Annotated in this window: 16 protein-coding genes; 10 read left to right on the forward strand and 6 right to left on the reverse strand. The window is 71.5% G+C overall.

Translation table 11 applies throughout. The annotated features are described in order from the left end of the window. The first annotated feature begins 79 nt into the window (after positions 1 to 79). Positions 80 to 1,213: a DNA integrity scanning diadenylate cyclase DisA gene (disA, locus tag K7I03_RS14225; RefSeq protein WP_185942240.1), complete on the forward strand. Its 1,134-nt coding sequence runs from the start codon at positions 80 to 82 to the stop codon at positions 1,211 to 1,213. A 75-nt stretch (positions 1,214 to 1,288) separates the two neighbouring features. On the opposite strand, the gene K7I03_RS14230 is transcribed toward disA, so the two are convergent. The 3 genes from K7I03_RS14230 to K7I03_RS14240 all read right to left on the reverse strand — a co-directional run bounded on the left by K7I03_RS14230 (position 1,289) and on the right by K7I03_RS14240 (position 3,135). Further along, positions 1,289 to 2,134: a hypothetical protein gene (locus K7I03_RS14230; protein WP_313772150.1), complete on the reverse strand. Its 846-nt coding sequence runs from the start codon at positions 2,132 to 2,134 to the stop codon at positions 1,289 to 1,291. A 202-nt stretch (positions 2,135 to 2,336) separates the two neighbouring features. Next, entirely contained in the window at positions 2,337 to 2,873 is a 537-nt protein-coding gene (locus K7I03_RS14235; protein ID WP_185942242.1) for a pyridoxamine 5'-phosphate oxidase, read from the reverse strand. Positions 2,874 to 2,961: 88 nt separating this feature from the next. Continuing rightward, a complete protein-coding gene (locus tag K7I03_RS14240; protein WP_185942243.1) occupies positions 2,962 to 3,135 on the reverse strand; it encodes a hypothetical protein in 174 nt (57 codons plus the stop codon). Between the two features lie 242 nt (positions 3,136 to 3,377). Here K7I03_RS14240 and K7I03_RS14245 point away from each other — a divergent pair, with 242 nt between their 5' ends. From K7I03_RS14245 to K7I03_RS14270, 6 genes are all read left to right on the forward strand, one after another. Further along, positions 3,378 to 4,304: an HhH-GPD family protein gene (locus tag K7I03_RS14245; RefSeq protein WP_224347045.1), complete on the forward strand. Its 927-nt coding sequence runs from the start codon at positions 3,378 to 3,380 to the stop codon at positions 4,302 to 4,304. Positions 4,305 to 4,511: 207 nt separating this feature from the next. After that, the gene (locus K7I03_RS14250) at positions 4,512 to 5,060 is read left to right on the forward strand and encodes a SigE family RNA polymerase sigma factor (RefSeq protein ID WP_004949546.1); all 549 of its coding nucleotides are present in this window, start codon (positions 4,512 to 4,514) and stop codon (positions 5,058 to 5,060) included. Further along, complete coding sequence (locus K7I03_RS14255) at positions 5,048 to 5,734, forward strand: hypothetical protein (protein WP_185942244.1); 687 nt, start codon at positions 5,048 to 5,050, stop codon at positions 5,732 to 5,734. Before K7I03_RS14250 ends, K7I03_RS14255 begins: the two co-directional genes overlap by 13 nt. A 16-nt stretch (positions 5,735 to 5,750) precedes the next feature. Beyond that, positions 5,751 to 6,461 (forward strand): two-component system response regulator CseB, encoded by a 711-nt coding sequence (gene cseB / locus K7I03_RS14260; RefSeq protein WP_185942245.1) that lies wholly within the window; start codon positions 5,751 to 5,753, stop codon positions 6,459 to 6,461. Between the two features lie 71 nt (positions 6,462 to 6,532). Next, positions 6,533 to 7,834 carry a two-component system sensor histidine kinase CseC gene (gene cseC / locus K7I03_RS14265; RefSeq protein WP_185942246.1) on the forward strand — a complete coding sequence of 434 codons (1,302 nt, stop codon included), beginning with the start codon at positions 6,533 to 6,535 and terminating at the stop codon, positions 7,832 to 7,834. Positions 7,835 to 8,042: 208 nt separating this feature from the next. Further along, complete coding sequence (locus tag K7I03_RS14270) at positions 8,043 to 8,879, forward strand: hypothetical protein (RefSeq protein ID WP_185942247.1); 837 nt, start codon at positions 8,043 to 8,045, stop codon at positions 8,877 to 8,879. 77 nt (positions 8,880 to 8,956) lie between these two features. Here the strand turns inward: K7I03_RS14270 and K7I03_RS14275 are convergent, their stop codons facing one another. Further along, positions 8,957 to 9,676, reverse strand: coding sequence for a M23 family metallopeptidase (locus K7I03_RS14275; protein ID WP_185942248.1), 720 nt, complete (start codon positions 9,674 to 9,676; stop codon positions 8,957 to 8,959). 344 nt (positions 9,677 to 10,020) lie between these two features. Between K7I03_RS14275 and K7I03_RS14280 the strand changes: the two genes are divergently transcribed. Continuing rightward, a complete protein-coding gene (locus K7I03_RS14280; RefSeq protein ID WP_185942249.1) occupies positions 10,021 to 10,371 on the forward strand; it encodes a trypco2 family protein in 351 nt (116 codons plus the stop codon). Beyond that, positions 10,368 to 13,646: an NACHT domain-containing protein gene (locus tag K7I03_RS14285; RefSeq protein WP_185942250.1), complete on the forward strand. Its 3,279-nt coding sequence runs from the start codon at positions 10,368 to 10,370 to the stop codon at positions 13,644 to 13,646. The genes K7I03_RS14280 and K7I03_RS14285 overlap by 4 nt, the downstream gene beginning before the upstream one ends. A gap of 76 nt (positions 13,647 to 13,722) precedes the next feature. Here K7I03_RS14285 and K7I03_RS14290 read toward each other — a convergent pair whose 3' ends face one another. Further along, positions 13,723 to 16,248: an ATP-dependent Clp protease ATP-binding subunit gene (locus tag K7I03_RS14290; protein WP_004949520.1), complete on the reverse strand. Its 2,526-nt coding sequence runs from the start codon at positions 16,246 to 16,248 to the stop codon at positions 13,723 to 13,725. A gap of 512 nt (positions 16,249 to 16,760) precedes the next feature. Between K7I03_RS14290 and K7I03_RS14295 the strand changes: the two genes are divergently transcribed. Then, positions 16,761 to 17,582 carry an SCO3374 family protein gene (locus tag K7I03_RS14295; RefSeq protein ID WP_224347046.1) on the forward strand — a complete coding sequence of 274 codons (822 nt, stop codon included), beginning with the start codon at positions 16,761 to 16,763 and terminating at the stop codon, positions 17,580 to 17,582. Here K7I03_RS14295 and K7I03_RS14300 read toward each other — a convergent pair. After that, positions 17,513 to 17,851, reverse strand: coding sequence for a histone-like nucleoid-structuring protein Lsr2 (locus K7I03_RS14300; RefSeq protein WP_004949517.1), 339 nt, complete (start codon positions 17,849 to 17,851; stop codon positions 17,513 to 17,515). The genes K7I03_RS14295 and K7I03_RS14300 overlap by 70 nt on opposite strands. Between the last annotated feature and the right edge of the window lie 125 nt (positions 17,852 to 17,976).

Raw genomic sequence — 17,976 nt, forward strand, 5'->3', positions numbered from 1 at the left:
CCTCCCCCAGCACGCGACCGGAAACGGGGGCGCGGGGGCGGTCCGCGGCCACCGTTGACCATGCGACCGGAGGAGTGCAGTGGCAGCCAACGACCGGGCATCGGGCCCCGGCAGGGCCGGGGGCGGCTCCGGTGGCTCCCATGCCGACGGGCTGATGCGCGCCTCGCTGAGCGCCGTCGCGCCCGGCACGGCCCTGCGCGACGGCCTTGAGCGCGTTCTTCGCGGCAATACGGGCGGGCTCATCGTCCTCGGCATGGACAAGACCGTCGACTCGATGTGCACCGGCGGTTTCGTCCTCGACGTGGAGTTCAGCGCGACCAGGCTCCGTGAGCTGTGCAAGCTCGACGGGGCGCTGATCCTCGACAAGGACATCACCAAGATCGTCCGGGCGGGCGTGCAGCTCGTGCCGGACGCGTCGATCCCGACGGAGGAGACCGGCACCCGGCACCGCACGGCGCAGCGGGTCTCCATCCAGTGCGGCTTCCCCGTCGTCTCCGTGAGCCAGTCGATGCGGCTGATCGCGCTGTACGTGGACGGGGAGCGGCGCGTGCTGGAGGAGTCCGGCGCGATCCTGTCCCGCGCCAACCAGGCGCTGGCCACCCTGGAGCGGTACAAGCTCCGCCTGGACGAGGTGGCCGGCACGCTCTCCGCCCTGGAGATCGAGGATCTGGTCACGGTCCGGGACGTCACGGCGGTCTCGCAGCGCCTGGAGATGGTGCGGCGCATCGCCACGGAGATCGCCGAGTACGTCGTCGAACTGGGTACCGACGGGCGCCTGCTCTCCCTCCAGCTGGACGAGTTGATCGCGGGCGTGGAGCCGGAGCGCGACCTGGTGGTCCGGGACTACGTCCCCGAGCCGACCGCCAAGCGCACCCGGACGGTCCCCGAGGCGCTCGCCGAGCTCGACTCGCTCACCCACACCGAGCTCCTCGAACTGCCCATCGTGGCGCGGGCCCTGGGCTACAGCGGCTCGCCGGAGACGCTGGACTCGGCCGTCTCGCCGCGCGGCTACCGCCTGCTGGCGAAGGTGCCGCGGCTGCCCGGCGCGATCATCGAGCGGCTGGTGGAGCACTTCGGCGGGCTGCAGAAGCTGCTGGCCGCGAGCGTGGACGACCTCCAGGCCGTGGAGGGCGTCGGCGAGGCCCGCGCCCGCTCGGTCCGCGAGGGCCTGTCCCGCCTGGCGGAGTCGTCGATCCTGGAGCGGTACGTGTAGGGCCTGGGAGGCGACGGCGAGAGGGGGGTCCCGGACGGGACCCCCCTCTCGCCGTAGAAACCCGCCGCGCGGCGCTCAGCCCTTGTCCAGGACGAACTGCCCGCGGTCGACGACGCCTCCGACCTTGACCTCGACCCGGTAGGTGCCCGCCGCGGCCACCGCCCCGGCCGACGGGGCGGCGCACTGCGGGGCGCTGCGCTTGCGGTCCCACTCCAGGGTGCGCTTGGTCTCGCCCGAGCCGGGCACCTCCACCAGCACCTCGCCGCGGCCGCGCGGGCAGTCGTCGGACGCCCAGACGTGCTGCGTCCCGGCCGGGTCGGTGATCTTGAGGACGGCGGTCGGCGACCCGATGTCGACCTTGCAGGCGCCGCTGCCCGTGTTCTTGAGCACGATCTCGAACTTCGGCCGCTCGCCCGGCCCGTAGGAGCCCTTGACGCTGCGCACCGTCACCTGGAACGAACCTGACGTGCAGTCAGGCACCGAGGCGTTCTTGGACAGCACCTTGGCGTCACCGGCCCCCAGCACGCCCGCGGCCGGCCCCGCACCGGAGCCACCGCCCGTACCGCCGGAACCACCGGCACCGCCCGCGGAACCGGCGCCGCCGCCCGAGCCACCGCCCGTACCACCGGCCCCGCCGCCACTGCCGCCGCCGACGGTGCCGAGACCGCCGACGCTGCCGCCCTGGTCCTGGCCGGAACCACCGCTGCCGCCGCCGCTGCCCGTGCCGCCGGCGCCGTTCGACTCGTCACGGCCGCCGGGCCGTTGGCTGTAGTGCGGCCCGGACGGGGTCGGGCCGGGCGTGATGGTGGCACCGCCCGAGTCACCGCCGCCCTTGGACGCGCCGTTCTTGCCGTCCGACGACCCGTCCTCACCGCCGAGCGTGAGCAGCCACACCACCAGGAGGGCCAGGAGGCCGAGCACGGCAAGCGCAACTCCCCTCCGGCGCCAGTAGATGGAGGAGGGAAGCGGCCCGATCGGATTGCGCAGTGATCCCACGCGAAAACTCTACGAGAGATCCGGCCGGGCTCCACCCCGTACCCGCCGTATGAGTGCCTACTTTTCTCATCATCCGACCGGTGGGAAGCACTTTTCTGTCGTTTCACGCAGCAAATCTCACGCCCCTTCAGCAGGGGGCGTCCGGCCGCCGCCATTCCGTCCGGTGTCCGAACCCCCGTCCGTTGTCGACGAGTCGGAGCCAGTCGGGGCGCAGCTCCCAGAGTTCGGTCCGGTCCATCGCCTGCCGCAGCCGCTCCGAACGTTCCACGTAGGGGAAGCGGGCGCGGTACGCGTCCCAGGCCGCCGCGCGTTCCGCGCCGGCGAGGAGGTGGCAGGTGCCGCGCCCCTGGACGCCGGTGAGGGCGGTCCACTCCTGGCCGTCGCGCTGCACGGTGAACGCGGCGCGGGCGTTCCCGGATGCGAGGGCACGGCCGTGGCGGGTGGTGGTGGAGGTGACGAAGACCAGGGAGATCCGTTCATCTCCGCGGCCTTCCCCGGGCGAACCGGGCTCGTACGGCGGCCGGTTGCGCACCGCGTAGAGCACCGCGCACGCCTGCGGGCCCTCGTCGTCGCCGTAGGCGAGGGTGAGGGTGGTGTGCGTGCCGAGGGCCGCGCGGATCTCCGGCGGCGGGCCCGCGGCCGGACCGGTGTGCGTCTCCGTCATGGACCCAGTCTCCGTCATGGCCCGGTTCCACCCTTCGCCACCGCGATCGGGTCCGGTCAGGAACCAACCCGGGCCCGGTCACCCCGCGTCACGACCGGTGACAGATGAACCGCCGGCTCCCGTTCGCCGTCGTCTCGACGATCGCGCTCGGGCACCCCTCGGGGCAGAGCGGGGCGGCGGCGGCCGTGTTGCGGTAACGCTCCGGCGGGTGTTTGCAGGCGGAGCAGTACCAGCCCGGCGCCAGGCCGGGGACGGGCGTCATGTCCCACCACAGCGGGTTCGCGCACGCGCGACAGCGGACCAGGGGCGGAGCTTCACGGCGGCCTTCCACGGTTCCATGGTCGGCGGACGGGCGGGCCGCCGGGCCGCCGGCCGCCCGGGATCACCCGTACGAGACCCCCGCGCCCGCGCCGTTCCGTCCCCTCCCCCGCACGAACCTCCGGAGCACCCCCTGAAGTCGGCGTTTTCCGCGCCGCGCGCCCCCGTGCCAGGATCGGGAGCGCCATGACTACGACTCCCGCCCTGCCGAAGCAGACGCCCGGTTCCGCTTCGGCCTCCGAAACCGCCCTGCACCTCCCGGTGATCGCCTGGTTCGAGGCCCACGCCCGGGACCTCCCCTGGCGGCGCCCGGAGGCCGGCCCCTGGGGCGTGATGGTCAGCGAGTTCATGCTCCAGCAGACGCCCGTCAGCCGCGTCCTGCCGGTGTACGAGGAGTGGCTCGCCCGCTGGCCGCGCCCCGCCGACCTGGCCGCCGAGCCGCCGGGGGAGGCCGTCCGCGCCTGGGGCCGGCTCGGCTACCCGCGCCGGGCGCTGCGGCTGCACGCCGCGGCGACGGCGATCACCGAGCGGCACGGCGGCGCGGTGCCGGACGACCACGCCGAGCTGCTGGCGCTGCCGGGCGTCGGCGAGTACACGGCCGCCGCCGTGGCGTCCTTCGCGTACGGGCAGCGCCACGCCGTCCTGGACACCAATGTGCGCCGGGTCCTCGCCCGGGCGGTCACCGGCGTCCAGTACCCGCCGAACGCCACCACCGCCGCCGAGCGCCGGCTGGCCCGGGAGCTGCTGCCAGGCGAGGAGGCGGTGGCCGCCCGCTGGGCGGCGGCGTCCATGGAACTGGGCGCGCTGGTGTGCACGGCCCGCACGCCGGTCTGCGGGCGCTGCCCGATCGCCGCCCGCTGCGCCTGGCGCGCCGCCGGCTCCCCCGAGCACGACGGACCGCCGCGCCGCGGGCAGACCTACACGGGCACCGACCGCCAGGTCCGCGGCAAGCTGCTGGCGGTGCTGCGGGAGGCGGTGGCGCCGGTGCCGCAGGAGGCGCTGGACGCCGTCTGGGACGAGCCCGCGCAGCGGGCCCGGGCGCTGGACGGGCTGGTGGCGGACGGGCTCGTGGAGCCGCTGGAGGACGGGACGTACCGGCTGCCGCTGACCTAGCGGAGGCCGTCCTCACCCCCCTCTGAATCGGACAGAGCTGCCCTTACCCCCCACCTGTTACACAACCTATGGACAGCTGTGCACCAGCCGCAGTGCTGCTGCACATCACGTCGCAACAGCTCCTCCGTAGCGTCCTCTCTCGTGCTGGAAGACCATCCGGCGCGCACCAGCAGGCACGGGGACGCAAGCGGAATGGAGGCTGCGAGTATGGCCAGCAGCGGCAAGGTTCTGGACTTCGAGGAGTACGTACGCAACCGTCAGGACGCTCTCCTGCGGAGTGCGCGGCGGCTCGTCCCGGACCCCATCGACGCTCAGGACCTGCTCCAGACCGCGCTGGTCCGCACCTACGGCCGCTGGGACGGCATAGCGGACAAGTCGCTGGCCGACGCCTACCTCCGCCGTGTCATGATCAACACTCGTACGGAGTGGTGGCGGGCCCGTAAGCTCGACGAGGTGCCCACCGAGCAGCTTCCCGACGCGAGCGTCGAGGACGGGACCGAGCAGCACGCCGACCGCGCGCTGCTGATGGACGTCCTCGGGGTCCTGGCGCCCAAGCAGCGCAGCGTCGTCGTCCTGCGACACTGGGAGCAGATGAGCACCGAGGAGACGGCGGAGGCGCTCGGCATGTCGACCGGCACGGTCAAGAGCACCCTGCACCGGGCACTGGCGCGGCTGCGTCAGGAGCTGGAGAACCGGGACCTGGACTTCCACGCCCTCGATCGTCACGAGCGGGGGCAGGAACGGTGCGCGGCCTGAGAAAGGCGATCGGCGAGGAGGCCGGCCGGACCGATCCGGCCACGCGACCCGCCCGTCCCGCACTGATCGCCGGCGGGACGGTCACCGCGTTCGCCGCGGTCGCCGGGCTGCTGCTCGCGGGCTGCAACACCAGCAGCGAGGGCGTCCGCAAGGAGGGCCCCGCCCAGCCGCAGTCGGCGGCGAAGGCGGAGAAGCGCACCGCGACGCCCTCCGCGCCGCCCACCCGGCGGAAGATCGACGCCGCCGCCCTGATCAAATCCGATCCGAAGATCAGCGACGCGGTCAAGAAGAACTTCAAGCCGTGCGTGAAGGACCAGTACCCGGTCGACGTGATCTACGGGCAGCTCACCGGCGGCTCCCGGGACGACGTCGTCGTGAACATCCTGACCTGCGGCGACGCCATCGGCATCGGTTCGTATGTGTACCGTGCCAAGGGAGACTCGTACGAGAATGTGTTCTCGTCCGAGCAGTCGCCCGTCTACGCCGACATCGACCGCGGGGATCTGCTGATCACCTCGCAGATCTACGGTTCGGGCGACCCCGTCGCCGACCCGTCGGGCGAGGACGAGGTGACGTACCACTGGTCGGACGGAAAGTTCCGGGAGACGGGACGTACGCACACCGACTTCAGCAAGGTGGGCGGCAGCACGGGCAAGAGCGAGAATTCGGGCTAGGAGGGCTGGGAGCGGCGTGGCCGATACGCATGTGCTCTTCGTCGAGGACGACGATGTGATCCGCGAAGCGACGCAGCTCGCCCTCGAACGGGACGGCTTCGTCGTCACCGCCGTGCCCGACGGGCTCCAGGGCCTGGAGCGGTTCCGGGAGCGGCGGCCCGACATCGCCCTGCTCGACGTGATGGTCCCCGGCCTGGACGGCGTCAGCCTCTGCCGGCGCATCCGCGACGAGTCCACCGTGCCGGTCATCATGCTGTCGGCGCGCGCCGACAGCATCGACGTCGTCCTCGGCCTGGAGGCCGGCGCCGACGACTACGTGACCAAGCCCTTCGACGGCGCCGTCCTGGTCGCCCGGATCCGCGCCGTGCTGCGCCGCTTCGGACACGCCAGCGGCGCGGCCGGGGCCTCGGGCGCGGACGAGCACGGCGGCATCGAGGGCGGCGGCCTGCTGCGCTTCGGCGACCTGGAGGTCGACACGGAGGGCATGGAGGTCCGCAAGGGCGGCGCGCCCGTCGCCCTGACCCCGACCGAGATGCGGCTGCTGCTGGAGTTCTCGTCGGCCCCCGGGACCGTGCTCTCCCGCGACCGGCTGCTGGAGCGCGTCTGGGACTACGGCTGGGGCGGCGACACCCGCGTGGTGGACGTCCACGTACAGCGGCTGCGGGGCAAGATCGGTCAGGACCGCATCGAGACGGTCCGCGGTTTCGGCTACAAACTCAGAGGCTGACCTTTCGTGACCCGCCCCCACCAGGTCGCATCCCTCCGCGGGGACGCGGTCCCCCAGGAGCCCCACCCGCCATGGTGAACCTCACCCTCCGCAGCGGTCTGCGCTGGAAGGTCAGCCTCGCCATCGCCGGTGTCGGCGCGCTGATCGCGGTCGCGCTCAGCCTGGTCGTGCACAACGCCGCCCGCGCCTCCATGATCAACAGCAGCCGCGATGTAATGGACCAGCGCATCCAGCTGGCCGAGCGCTACTACCGGACCAGCCAGGGCCGGACCACGCTGCACGCCAAGGTGGACGACCCCGCGCTGCCCGAACAGCTGCGGGAGGCCGCCGCCCTCGGGCAGCGCGCCACCTTCGTCCAGGACAGCGGCGGCTCCGCCCCCCAGGTCTGGGCGTCGGTCCCGCTGGCCAACGGCAAGATCCTCTCCATGCACCAGCCGTTCCAGGACCGGCTGAAGATCCTCGACGAGATGGACCGGGCCCTGATCATCGGCTCGGTCTCGGTGGTCCTCGGCGGCTGCGCGCTCGGCATCCTCATCGGCGGCCAGCTCTCCCGCCGGCTGCGCAAGGCGTCCGCCGCCGCCCGCAAGCTCGCCGACGGCGACCGCGACGTCCGGGTGCGGGAGGCCATCGGCGGCCGGGTGCGCGACGAGACGGACGACCTCGCCCGCGCCGTCGACGGCATGGCGCAGGCCCTCCAGGACCGCCTGGAGGCGGAACGACGGGTCACCGCCGACATCGCCCACGAGCTGCGCACCCCCGTCACCGGCCTGCTGACGGCCGCCGAACTGCTGCCCCCCGGCCGCCCCACCGAGCTGGTCAGGGACCGCGCCCAGGCCATGCGCACCCTCGTCGAGGACGTCCTGGAGGTGGCCCGGCTGGACGGCTTCGCCGAACGGGCCGAGATGCAGGAGATCGAACTCGGCGAGTTCGTGGTGCGCCGGGTGCGCACCTTCTCGCCCGAGGCCCGGGTCACCGTCGTCCGGCACGCCTACGTCAACACCGACCCCCGGCGGCTGGAGCGCATCCTCGGCAACCTGCTCGCCAACGCCGCCAAGCACGGCCGGGGGCCCGTCGAGGTCACCGTGGAGGGCCGCGTCCTGCGCGTCCGCGACCACGGCCCGGGCTTCCCCGAGGACCTGCTGCGGGAGGGGCCCAGCCGCTTCCGCACCGGCAGCGAGGACCGGGCCGGCAAGGGCCACGGCCTCGGCCTGACGATCGCCGCCGGCCAGGCCCGGGTGCTGGGCGCCCGCCTCACCTTCCGCAACGCGGACCCGGAGGCGGCGGGCGGCGGCGGGGCGATCGCGGTGCTGTGGCTACCGGAGTCGTCGCCGACGAGCACAGGGACATTTCCGATCATCCGGGTGCCGGACTGAGGTCAACCAGGCGCCGGACCGAGGTCAGCCGGGCACCGGACTGAGTCCTCCGGGTGCCGGGCTGAGCGGACGCCGAGCTCTCCGCCGCCGCTGCCATCTGCCATAAGGGGTCACAGGGGGTACCCACCGTCCCGCCCAAGATCGCCATTAAAGTTGCCCGCTGAACCAAAGGCGCCGCACGGACGGGCGCCGCAGTACAGGGGGACGCATGGGCATCAAGGGACGGCTCGGAAACGTCGGCGGAGCGCTGACCCAGGCGGCGAGCGCCGGAAAGGCGGCCGCCGAGCGCGCGGCCGCGGCCGGACGTGAGGCGGCCGGCCGGTCCGCGACGGCGGGCCGGGCGGCGGCGGACGCGGGCCGGGACCGGCTGGCCGCCGGCGGCGACTGGGTCATGGAGGCCCTCGAACGCCTCGGCGCCCCGGACGCCCCGGCCACCCGGCCCTGGGAGGTCTCCCTCGGCAGCCTGATCGGCAGCCACCCGCTGGTCCCGGGCGCGCTCGCGAAGCCGCTCAAGCTCCTGGACCGGTTCGGAGCGGTGCGCATCGGCCCCGACTCCGTCGGCTTCGACGGCGACGACATCCCCTGGGACAAGGTCGTCGAGATCCGCATGGTCGGCGGCTACCGCTCGCTCACCAAGGACGTCATCGACGGCGCCTTCGAGGGCGTCCGGCGCGTCCTGATCGCCGTCCCCGGCCGCGACTGGGTCCTGGACCGGGTCGCGGAGGCCCTCACGTCGCTCCTCTTCCGCCGCCTGCGCGGCGCGGACGAGACGGGCACCGTCCAGGACGTGCTCGTCCCCGGGGAGATCGTCTACCGGGGCGGCGCGTTCGGCCGGAAGAAGAGCTGCGAGGTGAGCCTGTACCCGCTGGCGTTCCTGCTGGGCAGCCCGGCGGTGGTGCACAGCCTGCTCACGACCGCCGAGGCCCGCGGCGTCCCGGTGGTCCGCCCCGAGGGTGGGATCGACGTCGTCGAGATGGCGGTACTGCGGGAGCTGGAGGCCCGGGCGTGCGGTGGCCCGGCGAAGACCCTGACCGCGGCGGAGTGACGACAGCCCCCTGACACGCGGAAGGGCGGGGAACCCGCGACGTGGGGGTCCCCGCCCTTCTCACCGGCCGGCGTGCGTCAGAGCTTCTCGCCGTGACCGCTCAGGAAGCCGAGCGGCTCGACCGAGGAGCCGTAGTTCGGGGTCGTACGGATCTCGAAGTGCAGGTGCGGACCGGACGAGTTGCCGGTCGAGCCCGACAGGCCGATCTGCTGGCCAGCGGTCACGCTCTGGCCGACCTGCACGGCGACGGACGACAGGTGCGCGTACTGGGAGTACGTGTTGTCGTCGTGCTTGATCACGATGGCGTTGCCGTACGCGGCACCGTCACCGCCGCCGTTCGCACCGGCCTTCACGACGACACCCTTGTGCACGGCCTTCACGGCGGTGCCGCTGGGCACGACCAGGTCCTGGCCGCTGTGCTTGTTGGCCCACATATTGCCGTCCTTGCCGAACGGCTGGCCGATGACGTACCCGTCGACCGGCTTCACCCAGGCGTCGGCCAGGTTGGCACGGGCCTGCGAACGGTTCGCCCGCTCCTTCTCGGCCGCGCGCTTGGTCTTCTCCGCCTTGGCCGCCTTCTCGGCATGCTCCTTGTCGGCGACCTTCTTCTGCGTCTCGGCCTGCGCCTTCAGCGACTCGCCGAAGGCGGTCGCGGAGTCGGCGGACAGCACGGAGAACCCCTGCGCGACGGGCTCCGCGGCCAGCGCCACGCCCGCACCCAGTGCCAGCGACGCGCCCAGGCCGACGGCCAGAGTGGTGGCGGTGCGGCGGGTACGGAAAACGTTGCGCTTCGACATAAAGAAAAACCTCCAAGACAGGAATCGATCCCGGCTGCGGACCGGGATCGCCCTACCTTGATAGCCGCCGCTTCCCAGCCGCTCCAAGTGGCCTTTCTACGGCCGCCGCTAGTAGCGAGGGCGAAGTGACCGAGACCCTTGCCCCCTGGAATTCCGGGTGCGCTTCCCGCAATTCCGAAGGCGCCTTTCCTGCTAAAGCGGGTAGTACTCCGGAAATACCCTGTGCGCCTTGTCACCGCGCCGGGACCTCCGGCTCCCCCGTTCCGGGACCAAAGGCCCCCCACCGCCGGTACGCTCCCGGTCAGCAATCGCCTACGCACCGCGACGCCCCGGGGGCTCACGACATGACCGACGCATCACCTTTCGACGGCATCGAACTGGCGGAGGCCGTCGAAGCCATCCGCACCGGCCTGACCAGCGCCGCCGCGACCGGCGAGGGCAAGGACCTGGGCTTCGAGGTCGGCGACATCACCATGGAGTTCGGCATCGAGATGCGCCGCGAACTCAAGGGCTCCGGCAAGGTCCGCGCCTGGGTCGTCGACGCGGGCACCGACGCCACCCGCGGCTCCTCCCGCACCCACAAGGTCACCTTCACCCTCACCCCCAAGGACATGCGCACCGGCACCGGCTGGAAGGTCGGCAACCAGCGTCCGGGCGGGGTGTCGAACTTCGGGACGGTGGAGCCGGGGCAGTGACGCCGGAGGACCGGGTGGTCGCGGTCCTGGGGGCGCGGCAGGGCAGCGGCGTGCTGCTGACACCAGAGCTGATCCTCACCAGCGGCCACGTCGTGTCCCCCGGGACCAGCACCGAAGTGATCGCCCTGGGCAACCGCGAGCCGACGGTCTGCGACATCGCGTGGCTCGGCGCGGCCGAACAGTGCGACGCGGCCCTCCTGCGCGCCCACCGCCCCCTCGTCGACGCGGAAGCCCTGCCTCAGCTCCGCTGGGGTGTCCTCGCCACCCGCGAGCCCGTCCCCGGCTGCCAGGCCCTCGGCTTCCCGGACGTCGAACGGTCCGCCGCGGACGCCCTGGACATCGCCCAGGTCCCCGGAACGCTCCTTCCGGGTGCCGCCCGGGTGCGCGGCCGTTCCGTCCTGCGCACGGACCACCATCCGCCGGCTCCCACGCGCCCGGGCGACTCGCCCTGGTCGGGCCTCTCCGGCGGCCCGGTGTACGCCGGCCCACTGCTGGTGGGCGTGGTCGCCGAGGACCGGGAGGGCTGGCAGCACTCCGCCATCGAGGCCGTCCCGCTCTCCCAGATCCTCGGCAAAGCAGGCTTCACCGCCGCCCTCCGGAAGTACTGGCCGAACCGGCCCGAGGCGATCCCGCTCCACTACCCACGCGTCGACGACTTCGCGTACGAGGCGCGCTACGCGAAAGCGGTCAAAGCCCGCTACGGGCAGCTGGAAGTGTTCGGCCTCGACGATCTGGGCGAGCACGAGAGGCGCTGGGACCTGGACACGGCGTACCTGAGCCTCCAGGCGGAGGCCGCCCCGGACCGGGAGGGTGTCCGGGCCCTGCAGGAGCCCGGCCGCGCCCCTCTGGAGCCCGGCCGCGTCGAGGACCTGCTGGCCGTGCACCCGCGCGCGATCCTCCGCGGCGAGGCCGGCGCGGGCAAGACGACGCTGGTGTGGTGGCTCGCCTCGCACACGGCCTGCCAGACCCTGCCGAAGAAGCTGGCCGCCCTGAACGGGCTCGTCCCCTTCGTCGTCCCCATGCGCCGCCTCGCCGCCCTCGGCATCACCAGCCCCTCCCCGGCCCAGCTGCCCGGCATCGCCATCCAGGAGGACGGCATGCCCGACGGCTGGGCGGGCCGCATGCTCGACGCTAGCCGGGTCCTGCTCCTGGTCGACGGCCTGGACGAACTTCCCCGCGAGTCCCGCACCCCCGCCCGCCAGTGGCTCGACGAGTTCCTGCGCCGCTACCCGCTGACCCGCTGCCTGGTCACCGTCCGCCCGCGAGCCGTGGAGGACGGCTGGCTGGACTGGCAGGACTTCCAGGAGCTGCGGATGCTGCCGATGAGCGACGCGGACATCCAGGAGTTCGTGCGGGCCTGGCACAACGCGGCGCGCCTGGGCAAGCACGGCGAGGAACGCACCCGCCTGGACGAGCTGGAACGCAACCTCGCCTCCGAGTTCCAGCGCAACAGGACCCTCAGCGACCTCGCCCGCACCCCCCTCCTCTGCGCCGTCATCTGCGCCCTCCACCGCCGCCGCAGCGGCCTCCTCCCGCACACCCGCTGGGCTCTCTACCGCTCGGCGCTCGCCATGCTGCTCGGAAACCGCGACGTCCGCCGGGGCATCGGCGCCCCGGAAGGCATCGCGCTGGAGGCCGAGGACGCCCAGCAGCTCCTCCAGCACATCGCCATCTGGCTCGTCCGCAACCGGCAGACGGAACTCACCCGCGAACAAGGCGTCCGCCAGATCGAATTGGCCATGCGCAGCCTGCGCCAACTCCGGAAGTACACGGCCGACGCCCTGATGGACCACTTGCTGAATCGCAGCGGCCTCCTCCAGGAACGGTCACCGGACTCCCTCCAGTTCATTCACCGGACGTTCCAGGACTTCCTCGCCGCGAAGGAGTTCCAGGATTCCGACTGCCTCAAGGAATTGCTCGGTCACGCCGCGGAGGAACAGTGGCAGGACGTCATCCGGCTGGTCATCGGGCACTGCAACCGTCGTGAGACCGAAGCGGTGATCGCGGGCCTCGTGGCCGCCGGCGACGCCGCCGGGGAAAGGGAGGCGCGGTTCGCGCTGCGCACCCTCGCCGTGGAGTGCGCGATGAGTGCGGGGGCGCTCGACGACAGCCGGCACGACGAGGTGTGGGAAAGGCTGAGGGCGATGGGCGCTCCCTGCACCGAACAGGAGGTCCTCCACCTGGCCTCACTGGGCCCGGACGCCCTGCCCGTGATTCCCGATCCGGAGGGTCTGCGCCCGGCGGACGCCGTCGGATATGTACAGGTGCTGAGGCTGCTCGGCGACGCCGGACTTTCCCGCCTGGCGCGCTACGGCCGGCTCGACGCCCGGGAGGTCCGCGCGGAAATCGTCGCGTCGTGGCCCTACCTGGACACCCCGCAGTTCGCGGAACAGGTCCTCGCGGGCATGCGTTTGGACGACATGGGCGTGCGCATCTTCCGCCAGTCCCAGCTCGTACACCTACCGCGCCTCGGTCACATCGACAGACTGCTCATCTCCGGGGATTGCGACACGGAAAATCTCCGGACGGCCCTTCGTGCATGCACCACGCGACAGCTCTCGCTCGTCCGCAACAACTCACTCGCCGACCTCGGCCTGCTGCGCGACCATCCGGAAATCGAAGAGCTGTCGATCCATCGCTGCCCCATGGTGAGAGACCTGTCAGCACTGGCCGAGCTGAACCTGACGGCGCTGGAGTTGGTGGCCAACCGCCGTTTGTCCTCCACCGCGTTGACCGTGCTCCCGCGCCTCGTCGGCCTCCGCACCCTGCGGCTCACCAACTTTGCCGACAGCGACGGGCGATTCCCGGACTTACCGCCCGGCCTTGGGCGTCTGACAGTGGTCTCGCAGAACGCACTGCGGCTCGGCAGTCTTGCGCCATTACCGAACTTGAAGGGTTTGTTTCTCTACGCGGAACTGGCAGGGTCAGGCGCACTCCAGCATCTGCGGGAACGCCCGCACCTGACCGAACTGGGACTGCGGGAAAAGGCACTCAGCGATCAGGACCAGAGGCACTGCCTGCCCGGCATCCGGCTACTCGTCCTGGAAGTGGACACACCCGTCCTGACACCCGATCTACGTAGCCGCTTCCCAGGGCTGCGGAAGGTTCGCATCGAAGACGTGAGGGACGACGCCGAGCAGGCTCTCGACCTCTCAGTCCTGCGGGGCGAACCGGCCCTCGAAATCGAGGTCGAAAACCTCAAGGGTCATCCGACCGTTCTCGACCCCCACCTCTTCGGCGACCGCCTGACCATCAACGGCCAACCCGCCGCGTAAAAGCCACCGGCCCCGGTCCCGCATCCGCGGTCCCGGGGCCGACAGCCCTACTCAGTAAGCGCTACCGAAGCGACGCTCACGCGTCCTTCGACAGGTTCGGCCCGGCACCGCCGGCCGCCTGCTCCACCGGCGGGGTGTCCGGCAGGGCCGACTTCTCCTCGCCGCGGAAGGTGAACTTCTTCTCCTCGCCCTCACCCTCGGTGCCGACGACCACGATGTGCCCGGGCCGCAGCTCGCCGAAGAGGATCTTCTCGGAGAGGATGTCCTCGATCTCGCGCTGGATCGTCCGGCGCAGCGGACGCGCACCCAGGATCGGGTCGTAACCGCGCTTCGCGAGCAGCTGCTTCGCGTCGCCGCTCAGCTCGATGCCCATGTCGCGGTCGCGCAGCCGCTCGTCGACCTTGGCGATCATCAGGTCGACGATCTGGATGATGTCTTCCTGCGACAGCTGGTGGAAGACCACCGTGTCGTCGACACGGTTGAGGAACTCGGGCCGGAAGTGCTGCTTGAGCTCCTCGTTGACCTTGGCCTTCATCCGCTCGTAGCCGGTCTTGACGTCGCCCTGCGCGGCGAAGCCCAGGTTGAAGCCCTTGGAGATGTCCCGGGTGCCGAGGTTGGTCGTCATGATGATGACCGTGTTCTTGAAGTCCACGACCCGGCCCTGGGAGTCGGTCAGGCGACCGTCCTCCAGGATCTGAAGCAGCGAGTTGAAGATGTCCGGGTGGGCCTTCTCGACCTCGTCGAAGAGGACCACGGAGAACGGCTTGCGCCGCACCTTCTCGGTCAGCTGGCCGCCCTCTTCGTAGCCCACGTAGCCGGGGGGCGAACCGAAGAGACGCGAGACCGTGTGCTTCTCGCTGAACTCCGACATGTCGAGGGAGATCAGCGCGTCCTCGTCGCCGAAGAGGAACTCGGCGAGCGTCTTGGACAGCTCGGTCTTACCGACACCCGAGGGGCCGGCGAAGATGAACGATCCGCCCGGACGCTTCGGGTCCTTGAGGCCCGCACGGGTGCGCCGGATGGCCTGGGAGAGCGCCTTGATGGCGTCCTTCTGGCCGATGACGCGCTTGTGGAGCTCGTCCTCCATGCGCAGCAGACGCGAGGACTCCTCCTCGGTCAGCTTGAAGACCGGGATGCCAGTGGCGGTGGCCAGGACCTCGGCGATCAGCTCGCCGTCGACCTCGGCGACGACGTCCATGTCGCCGGCCTTCCACTCCTTCTCCCGCTTGGCCTTGGCGGCCAGCAGCTGCTTCTCCTTGTCGCGGAGGGAAGCGGCCTTCTCGAAGTCCTGCGAGTCGATCGCGGACTCCTTCTCCCGGCGCACGTCGGCGATCTTCTCGTCGAACTCGCGGAGGTCCGGCGGCGCGGTCATCCGGCGGATGCGCATCCGGGAACCGGCCTCGTCGATCAGGTCGATCGCCTTGTCCGGCAGGAAGCGGTCGGAGATGTAGCGGTCGGCCAGGGTGGCGGCCTGGACCAGGGCCTCGTCGGTGATGGAGACGCGGTGGTGCGCCTCGTACCGGTCGCGGAGGCCCTTGAGGATCTCGATGGTGTGCGGCAGCGACGGCTCGGCGACCTGGATGGGCTGGAAGCGGCGCTCCAGCGCGGCGTCCTTCTCCAGGTGCTTGCGGTACTCGTCGAGCGTCGTGGCACCGATGGTCTGGAGCTCGCCGCGGGCCAGCATCGGCTTGAGGATCGAGGCGGCGTCGATCGCGCCCTCGGCGGCACCCGCGCCGACGAGCGTGTGCAGCTCGTCGATGAACAGGATGATGTCGCCGCGGGTGCGGATCTCCTTGAGGACCTTCTTCAGGCGCTCCTCGAAGTCACCGCGGTAGCGGGAGCCCGCCACCAGGGCGCCGAGGTCCAGGGTGTAGAGGTGCTTGTCCTTGAGGGTCTCGGGCACCTCGCCCTTGACGATGGCCTGGGCCAGTCCCTCGACGACGGCGGTCTTGCCGACGCCGGGCTCGCCGATGAGGACGGGGTTGTTCTTGGTACGGCGGGACAGCACCTGCATGACCCGCTCGATCTCCTTCTCGCGCCCGATGACCGGGTCGAGCTTGGACTCGCGGGCGGCCTGCGTGAGGTTGCGGCCGAACTGGTCCAGGACGAGCGAGGTCGAGGGGGTGCCCTCGGCCGGGCCGCCGGCGGTGGCGGCCTCCTTGCCCTGGTAGCCCGAGAGCAGCTGGATGACCTGCTGCCGCACCCGGTTCAGATCGGCGCCCAGCTTCACGAGGACCTGGGCGGCGACGCCCTCGCCCTCGCGGATCAGGCCGAGCAGGATGTGCTCCGTACCGATGTAGTTGTGGCCGAGCTGGAGGGCCTCGCGGAGCGACAGCTCCAGGACCTTCTTGGCACGGGGGGTGAAGGGGATGTGCCCGGACGGGGCCTGCTGGCCCTGGCCGATGATCTCCTCCACCTGCTGGCGGACCGCCTCGAGCGAAATCCCGAGGCTCTCCAGGGCCTTAGCGGCGACACCCTCACCCTCGTGGATCAGGCCCAGGAGGATGTGCTCGGTGCCGATGTAGTTGTGGTTGAGCATCCGGGCTTCTTCCTGAGCCAGGACGACAACCCGCCGCGCACGGTCGGTGAACCTCTCGAACATCGTTAATCGCTCCTCAGAGCGGTCAGGCAGTAAGGGGTCGGTCCCCTCCCTGTCCTTCCGCATGCTAGTCCCGCGGGACGGGACAGCTCATTCCAACTGCCGACATCCGTCCGGATCACCCCCGCGTCGACGGGGAAACCTGCTGCCGAACAGCCGACAACTCCTCCAACCCGATGGTGGGAGACGATGTTCCCGCAGGCCAGGCATATACGCCCACCGCCACTACGCCGATGGCGAACGCACCCCTGGTCCGGCCGGACCGGCCGCACCCCCGGATCTTCCCGGCGGACGCGCCTCCAGCCCTGCGGTACCGCCTCTCCCCATGGTGGGAGTCCTACCCCCAGGGGCGCACGCTCCATGCGGCGCAGGCCGGCGTACTCCGCTACGGGCGAACACCCTCGCGCTACCCGGGGCGCTTATGCGCCCCGCCCCTCCAGTACGGAGAGTGCCCATTTATGGACAGCGCGTAACCTCAAGGGGTCGGCTCAGTTGCACCGTTCATGGCCCCTGCCGTGCCGCAACCCCGCCCCGGAGATCCCACCGGAGATCCCACCGGAGACGTCGCCGGACACCTTCCCGGAGACCTCGCCCACGCCCTGCCGGCGGCCCGCCGACGACACTGGTACGAGCACGAGCTCGGCTGGCCTACCACCGGCGGCGAACCGCTCGGGCTGCCGACCGGGCTGCGCTTCGACGCGCTGGGTCTGCCCGCGGACGCGGGCGTCGCGGTGCTGGCGCGGGTGCGCCCCACCGGACCCGTGGCGCTCGACCGGCGGGCCGGGACGCTGTGGTTCCTGACCGCCGTGGGCAGCGCGGACGAGCTGCCGGAGCTGCTGCGCTGGCTGGAGTGGGACGGCATCGCCCTGGACCTCACGGCGCTGGGCTCCGGCGGCCGGATCCCCGCGCCGGCACCCGTGGGCGTCCGGTTCCCCCGGTCCCGTACGAGCGGGACGGGCGGGACGGCCCGGCCGGAACGGCAGACCCGCGTGGACCGCGAAAGCCGCGCGCCCCGGGAAAACCGGGAATACCCGGAAACCCCGGGAAAGGGGCGCCCCTGGGAAAGGGGCCCTTCCGATCCGCGGGAGGCCGTGTGGTTGCGGCCTCCCCGGCCTGGTCGCGAGGTGGAGCCGACACTTCCGGTGACCGGCCTCGGGGGCGGCAGGCTCGCCCCCGATTACGTACGGCTGGTGAGCGCGGCGGCCACGGAGTGCCACCGAGCCCGGCTGCTGCGCGCCGGACGGTCGCGCAGGGGGCCGACGGGGGATCAGCCGTTGGCCTTCTCGTACGCCTCACGGATCTCGGCGGGGACGCGGCCCCGGTCGTTGACGTTGTAACCGTTCTCCTTGGCCCACGCGCGGATCTTCGCGGTGTCCTGGCTCGCCCCTGCGGAGGCGGCACGGCCACCACGGCTGCGGCCCGCCGAGCGACCGCCGGTACGACGGCCGTTCTTGGCGTACGGCTCCAGCAGCCCGCGCAGCTTGTCGGCGTTGGCGGTGGTGAGGTCGATCTCGTACGTCTTGCCGTCCAGAGCGAACGTCACCGTCTCGTCCGCCTCGCCGCCGTCGAGGTCGTCGACAAGAAGGACCTGAACCTTCTGCGCCACGGGGGGATTCCTTTCATCAGCAGAAAAGGGATTACGGAGGAATAGCAAACCGCCTTTCCCGGAAAAACACAAACCCCCGGGGAAGGTTCAGTCGTCCTTCCGCACGGGAACCACGGCTTCCAGGA

Source organism: Streptomyces mobaraensis, assembly GCF_020099395.1.
GTDB lineage: Bacteria > Actinomycetota > Actinomycetes > Streptomycetales > Streptomycetaceae > Streptomyces.

Bases quoted from the DNA above. Each gene is read 5' to 3' on its own strand.
- K7I03_RS14235 (WP_185942242.1), bottom strand. From the start codon at position 2,873: ATGACGGAGACGCACACCGGTCCGGCCGCGGGCCCGCCGCCGGAGATC.
- K7I03_RS14240 (WP_185942243.1), bottom strand. From the start codon at position 3,135: ATGACGCCCGTCCCCGGCCTGGCGCCGGGCTGGTACTGCTCCGCCTGC.
- K7I03_RS14245 (WP_224347045.1), top strand. From the start codon at position 3,378: ATGACTACGACTCCCGCCCTGCCGAAGCAGACGCCCGGTTCCGCTTCG.
- K7I03_RS14250 (WP_004949546.1), top strand. From the start codon at position 4,512: ATGGCCAGCAGCGGCAAGGTTCTGGACTTCGAGGAGTACGTACGCAAC.
- cseC (WP_185942246.1), top strand. From the start codon at position 6,533: ATGGTGAACCTCACCCTCCGCAGCGGTCTGCGCTGGAAGGTCAGCCTC.
- K7I03_RS14270 (WP_185942247.1), top strand. From the start codon at position 8,043: ATGGGCATCAAGGGACGGCTCGGAAACGTCGGCGGAGCGCTGACCCAG.
- K7I03_RS14275 (WP_185942248.1), bottom strand. From the start codon at position 9,676: ATGTCGAAGCGCAACGTTTTCCGTACCCGCCGCACCGCCACCACTCTG.
- K7I03_RS14280 (WP_185942249.1), top strand. From the start codon at position 10,021: ATGACCGACGCATCACCTTTCGACGGCATCGAACTGGCGGAGGCCGTC.
- K7I03_RS14290 (WP_004949520.1), bottom strand. From the start codon at position 16,248: ATGTTCGAGAGGTTCACCGACCGTGCGCGGCGGGTTGTCGTCCTGGCT.